An 8567-nucleotide genomic window follows, 5' to 3' on the forward strand; every position below is an offset into this window, starting at 1 on the left:
TCGGCCGATTGCGTTGAGGGCCTAGGCGTCGGCAGGCGGGCTTTGCGCCCGCCGCTGCGTGTCTCAGCCTTGCGCCTGCGTCTCACGCGCCGGTTCGAAAGCCGTATCCCCTTCGCCTCGATCGCGTTCAATCCGATGAGCAAGACGGTCGAACCACAAGTACACCACCGGTGTCGTGAAGAGCGTCAGCATCTGTGACAACACCAGGCCGCCGACGATCGCAATTCCCAGCGGCACGCGCAATTCCGCACCTGCACCGTGACCCAGCGCCAGGGGCAACGCACCGAACAGCGCGGCAAGCGTCGTCATCATGATGGGACGAAAACGCAGCACGCACGCCTGGCGGATTGCGGCGGTGGGCGACAGTCCCTGCTCACGCTCCGCGACCAGCGCGAAGTCGATCATCATGATCGCGTTCTTCTTGACGATACCAATCAGCAAAATGATCCCGATCATGCCCATGATCGACAGGTCCTGGTGGAACAACATCAGCGCGCACAACGCGCCCACGCCCGCCGAGGGCAGCGTCGAAATGATCGTTAACGGATGTATCGGACTCTCGTAAAGCATGCCCAGCACGAGATACACGACCACTAGCGCTGCAAGAATCAGGTAGGGTTCGCTTTGCAGCGATGCCTGGAATGCCTGCGCGGTGCCCTGGAACGTGCCGGTCAACGTTTCCGGTTTGCCGGCCGCGGCTTCCGCCGCGCGAATCGCCATCACGGCATTGCCGAGCGATTGCCCCGCTGCGAGATTGAACGAGATCGTCACTGCCGGGAACAAGCCCTGGTGGTTCACGGAAATCGGCGACACGTTGTTGTCGATGCTCACGAGCACGTTCAACGGTACGAGTTCATTCGTCAGCGGCGAGCGCACGTAGAGATGCGCGAGCGCATCGGTCGTCAGCTGAAACTTCGGGTCCACCTCTTCGACAACGTGGTACTGGTTCAACTCCGTGAAGAGCGTCGCGATCTGACGCTGGCCGAACGCATCGTAGAGTGTGTCGTCGATTGCCTGTGCGGTGATACCAAAGCGCGAAGCCGTGCTGCGATCGATCACAAGCGTCGCGCTCGTCGCCGAGGCCTGCTGGTCCGACGTCACGTCGGTCAGTTCCGGCAACGTGGCGAGGCGCGCCGTGAGCACCTGCGCCCAGTGGTCCAGCTGCAGCACATCCGGATCCTGCAGCGTGTATTGATACTGCGCGGCGCTGATCCGGCCACCTACCTGAATGTCCTGACGCACTTGCATCGAAAGCGTGATGCCCATGACCGTTGCAAGCTTCGGTCTGAGCCTGTTGAGCACCTGCGCGGCACTCGCCGTGCGTTGAGTCGGCGGCTTCAGGTTGATCATCATGCGCCCCTGGCTCACGGTCGGATTCGCACCGATCCAGTAGTAGACGTTGTCCACCGCCGGGTCGGCTTCGACGATGTGGCCGAGCTGCTGCATCTTCACGGCCATCGATTCCGGCGAGATATCCGGTGCGGCCTGTGCGACGCCCTGAATCAACCCCGAATCCTCTTGCGGGAAGAAGCCTTTCGGTATCAGGACGAACAGCACGCCGGTAGCAATCACGGTCGCGATCGTGACACCCAGAATCGTTTTCTGGTGGTGTAGCACCCAATCGAGCCCATGCTCATAGCGCTGCTCCACCGCGACGAAGGCTGCCTCGAGCCAGCGTTCGAGCTTGCCGGGCCGGGCGCCGTTCGCAGCCGGCGTGCGGATCAGCCAGCCGCACAGCATCGGCGTGACGGTCAGCGAGACAAGCGCCGACATCACGATAGCCGCACTCACCGTCACCGCGAACTCGCGAAACAGGCGGCCCACGATACCGCCCATCATCAGGATCGGAATGAATACGGCGATTAGCGAGATCGTCATCGAGACGATTGTGAAGCGCACCTCGCGTGCCCCGAGCAACGCGGCGCGCATGCGCGGCACGCCTTCCTCGATGTGACGCATTACGTTCTCGATCACGACAATCGCATCGTCGACAACGAAGCCGACCGCAATCGTCAGACCCATCAGCGACAAATTGTCGAGGCTGTAATCGAGCAAGTACATGACGCCGAAAGTCGCTACCAGCGACAGCGGGATCGTTAGGCTCGGAATCACTGTGGCCCAGACGTTGCGCAGGAACGAGAAGATCACCATCACGACCAGCGCGATCGTCAGGATCAACGTGAACTGCACGTCGTGCACCGAAGCGTTGATCGTCTGCGTGCGGTCACCGACCACGTGGACGTGTGCCGCCGCCGGCAACGAAGCTTCCAGCTGGGGCAAATGGGTCGTGATGTTATGAATGGTGTCGACGACGTTGTAGCCAGGCTGCTTGTGGATGTCGACAATGATCGCGCGCTCGTGCTGCAGCCATGCGGCCTGCTGTGTGTCTTCGGCGGCATCGATCACCGTGCCGAGGTCCTGCAGTCGGATCGGCGCGCCGTTCTTATACGCGACGACGAGGTCGCGATAGCCGGCGGCCGTTGTGATCTGGTCGGTCGCGTTGAACACAACCGAGCGGTCCGGACCGTTCAGACTGCCCTTGGGCGCGTTGACGGTCTGCAGGCCAACGATCGAACGCACATCCTCGAGCGTCAGACCACGCGCCGCGAGCTTGTCGGGATCGACACGGATACGCACAGCGGGACGCTGTTGCCCGTGAAAATCGACGAGGCCGACGCCCGGCATCTGGGAAATCTGCTGGGCAAGAAAGTCCTCGGCGTAGCTGTCGAGTTGCGTCAGCGTGAGCGACGGCGAAGTCAGAGCGAGCGACAGCAAGGTGAAATCAGCCGGATTGACCTTCTCGTAAGTCGGCGGATTCGGCAGGTTCTTCGGCAGCGTGCCCCCCGCTGCGTTGATCGCTGTCTGCACGTCCTGCGCCGCGCTGTTGATGTCGCGCGACAGGTCGAACTGGATCGCAATGGTCGTCGTGCCGAGCGAGCTCGACGAGGTCATCTGCGTGATGCCGGAGATGTTCGACAGTTGCCGCTCGAGCGGCGTGGCCACCGAGGTCGCCATCGTATCCGCGCTGGCGCCGGGCAGTTGCGCGACGACCTGAATGGTCGGGAAATCCACTTGCGGCAATGGCGCGACTGGCAACAGAAAATACGCGACGGCGCCGACCAGCAACACGGCAATCGCGAGAAAGGTCGTCGCCACGCGCCGCTGGATGAACAGTTCGAGCAGGCTCATGATGGCGCGTCCATGGTCGTCGCGGGCGCGGCAGCGCCGGCTTGTGCCTTCGCGCTGACAAGCGTTGGCCTCACCTGCGACCCTGGATTCAGGCGGCTTTGCCCCTCGAAGACGATCAGCTCACCTGCCTTGATGCCCTTGCGGATCTCGGTCATACCGTCGGCGCTCACTCCCGTCTGCACGGCGCGCAGCTGCACCTTGCCGTCTGGCGCGATCACGTACAACTGCGTGCCGGCCTGCGTATTGAGGACGGCGCGGCTCGGCACGGCAATGCGCTGAAGGTCCGTCTGTACCAGCACGCGGGCGTTGACGAGTTCCCCCGGCCACAGCTTGCGGTCCGTGTTTGCAAACGACGCCTTCAGCTTGATCTGGCCGGTGGTCGGATCGACCTGGCTGTCGATAAAGACCAGCGATCCCTGGGCGAGTGCTTCGCCATCGGTACGTGTCGTGACGCTCACTGGCAGCGGGGCCTTCGCCTGGTTCGCGAGCAGGTCGGGCAACACGTCCTGCGGCACGGAGAACAGCACCTCGATCGGCTCCATCTGCGTGAGCGTGACGATACCGGTGGTGTCTGTGGGATGGACGATCGCGCCGACGTCGGCCTCTCGGGCGCCGACGCGGCCTGTAAATGGCGCAGTCAGTGTCGTGAAGCCAAGTTGCAGTCTGTCGTTTTGCACCAGCGCGGCATCGGCAGCGACGGTCGCGGCGAGCGACTTGACCTGCGCCCGTGCCGTGTCGACGCTTTGCGAGGTCGCCGCGCCGATACCGACGAGCTTCGAATAGCGGGTGAGGTCGAGTTGGGCGTTGTCGAGGCTCGCCTCATCCTTGTGTTGCATGGCCTCGGCCTGCCGCAGTTGAGCGCTCAGCGGTCCCTGGTCGAGTTGCGCGAGCAGTTGCCCGAGCTTCACGTCCTGCCCTTCGATAAAGGCGACGCGCTGCAACTGGCCGTCCACACGGACTTTGACATCGACCGTGTTGAGCGCCTGCACGGTGCCGACCGTGGCCACGCGGATCGGAAAATCGGCTATGACCGCATGACCGGCATTCACGGGAATGGCGACCACGGGCGCGCCGGCGTGGAGTTTTGGCCACTGCCACCACGCTAGCAGCGCGAGGATCGCGAGAAGTCCCACTATGGCGGGAAGGGGAAACGCGCGAGGGCGCCGGGGCGGCTCCTGCGGTGGAGTGACTGCGGCGTGATTCATGGCGCGATGGGATTCTGTGGTGATTGGCGCTGCGGGGCGGCATCTGCGGCGCCGGCGGTCGTGGCGGCATTCCCGTCGAAAGCGACGGAACCAACAGTGCCGGTCGCACCGTGCTCATCGTTCTCGTCGGTCAGACCGGCGCCGCCGCCGAACGCCCTGAACAAGCCAACCGACGCCTGCAAGCGTGCAAGGCGTGTCTGCACGAGCGCGTCTTCGGACTGATAGAGCGTGCGTTGCGTGTCGAGCACCGTCAGGAAATCGATCGTGCCGAGTTTGTATTGCGCGTCCGCCAGCGTGGCGGCCTTACGTGCGGCGTCGGCCGCGGCCTGATCGGCGACTTCAACCTGTTGCTGCTGCGCCGCGGCGGACAACGAGTCCTCGACGTCCTGCAGCGCGCTCACTACGGTCTGGCGATAGTCGGCGATGCTCTTTACTTTGGTGGCCTCGCTTGCGAGCAGTTGCCCGCGCAGCGCACCGCCGTCGAAGATCGGTGCGGCGAGGGATGCGGCAAGGCTCGTGAACGGGCTGGCGAGAAAGTTCGACAGCGAACGGCTGCTCAGGCCGCCGTCGGCAGTCAGCGCAATGCTGGGGAAAAACGCTGCCCGCGCGGCGCCGACGTTGTAGTTCGCCGCCTGCAACTGCGCTTCCATCGAACGAATGTCGGGCCGCGCGTCGAGCAAGTTCGCCGGCAGATTCGGACGCGGCTGCGGCACCGGGATGCTGGCGAGCTCCGCATCGGCCACGGCAAACCCCTCGGGCGCAGCGCCGACCAGCGTTGCGAGCAGATGCACGTTCTGATCGAGTTGCTGCTGCAGCGCCGGGATCGCGGCCTGGAACGTCGCCAGTGCATTCCGTTGCTGCTGGACCTGCAATTCCGTCGCAACACCCGCGTCCTGCTGGGCCAGCAGCAACGTAAGGATCTTTGCGGCGTCGTCTGAAATGGTCTGCGCGAGCGCCACGCGCTGCCGCAGGCTCTGAATCTGAAACCAGGTATCGGCCACTGTTGCGGTCAACGTCAGCGCGACAGTATCGCGGTCAAAACCGCTGGCGCGCGCGAGCATCTGCGCGGAATTGGCGTTGGCGGCATTGAGCCCCCAGAAGTCGACCTCGTAACCCGCTTCCGCGAATAGACTCTGGCCGTGGCTCGACGAACCTGAACTGCCGCTGCTATTGCGCTGGTGGGTACGGTCGAACGTGCCGTTAAGTGTCAGCGACGGATACAGTGGCGCCCCTGCCTTTGCGGCATTGGCGCGCGCCGCCTCAACACTGGCGATGGCCGAGGCCAGTGAGAAATCGTGCTGCAGGCTACGCTCGACAAGCGCGTTGAGTGCCGGGTCCTGGTAGGCCTGCCACCAGCCGCTTTGGACCGCCACCGTATCGGCCAACGATGTCTGCGCGGCACCGTTCCAGGCTGTCGCCATCGGCGTAGTGGGGCGCTGGTAGGCCGGCACGAGTGAGCAGCCGGGCAACATGCCGAGCAGACCCAGCGCCAGCACGCACGTGAGCAGCGGCACCCGCGACACGATGGGTGCACAGCGACCGGACGTTGGCGAACCGGACAACCGAGGCATAAACAGGATTCCTCGCAACATGAACGTCGCGAGGATACCGAGGCCGTCCTGTCCGGCCTTTCGCTCGATTATTAAAAAAATTTCATCCACAACGGCAACTTGCCCAAAACCCGCTCAGACGTCCGTACGGAGCACGTAGCCTGCCCCTGTCACGGTATGAATGAACGGTTTGGCGAAACTTCGGTCGACTTTGCCGCGCAGCCGGTGCATGTGCATATCGATGACGTTGCTGCGCGGGTCGAACTCGTAGTTCCACGCCGATTCGAGCAGCATGCTGCGCGTAACGATCTGTCCGGCATGGCGCATCAGACATTCGAGCAGCAGGAACTCGCGGTGCTGCAGATGCAGATCCTGCCCGGCTCTGCTCGCGCGGCGCGCGCGCCTGTCGAGCGCCAGATCGGCCACCTGCAATACGTCCTGCAGCCGGGCGCGGTCAGTCCGGCGCGCGAGCGCTTCGACCCGGGCAAGCAACTCGGCAAAAGCGTAGGGCTTGGCCAGATAGTCGTCACACCCCGCACGAATCCCGTCCACCCGATCGGTCAGTCCGGCAACGGCGGACAGCATCAGGACCGGGGTCGCGTGGCCATGCGCGCGCAATTGCGTCACGAGCTCGATTCCATCCAGCGCGGGCAGCCGCCGATCCGTGACGATGACGTCATAGATGCCTTCCCGGGCCATTGCGAGCCCGGTGGCGCCTTCGGCGGCCGTATCGACGATATGCCCGCTTTCTGTCAGGCCGCGCGCGATGAAGTGACTGCCGCGCGCGTCGTCTTCGACGATCAGGATTCGCATGCTTGGCAACCGTAAGCGAGTCAGGGTTAATTTTTTTTAATGTTGGCGCGAAACGGATGTTTTCCGAGCCAAGGCATACTGTGAACGCATAGCGTAACGCAAAGCTGCCTGTCCGATCGTGGCGACTCGATGCGCCCCTACTCTCGAACCCCGTATGCCAAATGTTTTGGTCGTCGAGGACGACCGCCAGACACGTGAAGAAATCGTCGGCGCACTGACGGACCACGGTTGTCGCGTCGACTCGGCCGAAACCGGCCGTGACGGCCTGATGCTGGCCGTCGCCGGACAGTACGACGCCATCGTGCTCGACCGGATGCTGACCGGCGGTCTCGAAGGACTCGGCATGTTGGCCGCGTTGCGCAGCGCCGGCGTCGTCACGCCCGTGCTGATCCTGAGCGCGCTTTCCGCGGTGGATGAGCGTGTGCGCGGCCTGCGCGCCGGCGGCGACGACTATCTGACCAAACCATTCGAATTCATCGAACTGACCGCGCGCCTCGACGCACTGATGCGTCGTCGCGATTTGCCGGCCAGCGTTCAGGAATATCAGGTCGGGTCGCTGCGGCTCGATCTGCTCACGCGCGAAGTCACCTGCGCCGGACGCCCCATTGCGCTTCTGCCGCGCGAATACCGGCTGCTCGAATATCTGATGCAGCACGCCGGCCAGACGATCAGCCGCACGATGCTGTTCGAGGCCGTGTGGGATTATCGGCTCGACGAACGGACCAATGTGATCGACGTTCACATCAGCCGCCTGCGAAAGAAGCTCGATCCCGAGGGGTCGATGCCGATGATCCATACCGTTCGCGGTTCGGGATACACGCTCCGTGCGCCTGAGTGATCTGCACCGTACCACCAGTTTCCGGCTCGCGACGCTGTTTCTCGCGATGTTCGGTGTCGTCTCGTTGATGCTGTTCGCCTATCTCTACGTCGAGATCACGGGCTTCGAAATGGAGCGTGTCGACGACTGGCTGCAGCGCGAATACACCATACTCGTGCGCGCAGGCCCAGCGCAACTGGTTGCAAGCGTCAACCATCAGAGCCAGTTCGACCCGCGTCATCAACGTCCGTTTGCTCTGTTCGACGCGCAGGGCAAACACATCGCAGGAGGCCTTCCCGGTGACCGGCCGGCGCTGCCGTACTTCGACCGGCCGTTTTCGATCCGCCTGGCACTGCCTGAGCGAAATGTGCCGGCACGCTGCATCGCTGCACAGATTGCGGATGGAGGCACCGCCTTGCTGTGTCAAAACATTCGCGAGCTCGACCACTTCGACGAAGAACTGCTGCATGTGTTGCTGACGGCTGGCGTCCTGATGCTGTTGACCGGCCTGATCGGTGCGGCGATCGTTGGAGTCGGAGCTGTGCGGCGGCTGGATGCCGTCACCCGATCGATCGAGGAAATCGTGGCCGGCAATCTCAGCCGCCGCTTGCCCGAGCACGCCAAGCAGGACGATATCGACCGGCTGGTGCGCGTCGTGAACAGCATGCTCGACGAAATCGAGCGGCTGATGCACGAGGTCAAGGGGGTGTGCGACGCGATCGCTCATGACTTGCGCACGCCACTGACGCGCTTGATGGCAGGGCTTGAGCGCGCGCAACGCCGTGCCGCGTCGGAACAGGATTACCGGGTAGCCACCGAGGACGCGATCGTGGAGTTGAACGGCATCTTGCGTACCTTCAACGCGCTGCTGCGTATTTCGGAAATCGAGAGCAATGCGCGGCGAGGCAACTTCGTGACGGTCGATCTCGTCGCGGTCGCCGACGACGTCATCGAGTTCTATGAGCCGACTGCGGAAGAAAAAGGCATCGTATT

The 8567-nt window shown here is 63.4% G+C and carries 6 protein-coding genes; 2 read left to right on the forward strand and 4 right to left on the reverse strand.

Annotation, left to right across the window (positions count from 1 at the left end; translation table 11 throughout):
• Positions 1-63: 63 nt before the first annotated feature.
• The 4 genes from HV670_RS28685 to HV670_RS28700 form a co-directional block, all read right to left on the reverse strand.
• Entirely contained in the window at positions 64-3189 is a 3126-nt protein-coding gene (locus tag HV670_RS28685; protein WP_175108339.1) for an efflux RND transporter permease subunit, read from the reverse strand.
• Positions 3186-4394 (reverse strand): efflux RND transporter periplasmic adaptor subunit, encoded by a 1209-nt coding sequence (locus HV670_RS28690; protein ID WP_175108340.1) that lies wholly within the window; start codon positions 4392-4394, stop codon positions 3186-3188. The genes HV670_RS28685 and HV670_RS28690 overlap by 4 nt, the downstream gene beginning before the upstream one ends.
• On the reverse strand, positions 4391-5965 hold the full coding sequence (locus HV670_RS28695; protein ID WP_175108341.1) for an efflux transporter outer membrane subunit: 1575 nt from the start codon (positions 5963-5965) through the stop codon (positions 4391-4393). The genes HV670_RS28690 and HV670_RS28695 overlap by 4 nt, the downstream gene beginning before the upstream one ends.
• A 114-nt stretch (positions 5966-6079) precedes the next feature.
• The gene (locus HV670_RS28700; RefSeq protein ID WP_175108342.1) at positions 6080-6757 is read right to left on the reverse strand and encodes a response regulator transcription factor; all 678 of its coding nucleotides are present in this window, start codon (positions 6755-6757) and stop codon (positions 6080-6082) included.
• A 154-nt stretch (positions 6758-6911) separates the two neighbouring features.
• On the opposite strand from HV670_RS28700, the gene HV670_RS28705 reads away from it, so the two are divergent.
• Both HV670_RS28705 and HV670_RS28710 read left to right on the forward strand, forming a co-directional pair.
• Positions 6912-7595 carry a response regulator transcription factor gene (locus HV670_RS28705; RefSeq protein ID WP_175108343.1) on the forward strand — a complete coding sequence of 228 codons (684 nt, stop codon included), beginning with the start codon at positions 6912-6914 and terminating at the stop codon, positions 7593-7595.
• Positions 7582-8567, forward strand: a 986-nt coding sequence (locus HV670_RS28710) for a histidine kinase dimerization/phospho-acceptor domain-containing protein (protein WP_175108344.1), incomplete at its 3' end; no start/stop codon positions are given. The genes HV670_RS28705 and HV670_RS28710, both read left to right, overlap by 14 nt.

The sequence above is a fragment of the Pararobbsia alpina genome (assembly GCF_902859895.1).
Lineage (GTDB): Bacteria > Pseudomonadota > Gammaproteobacteria > Burkholderiales > Burkholderiaceae > Pararobbsia > Pararobbsia alpina.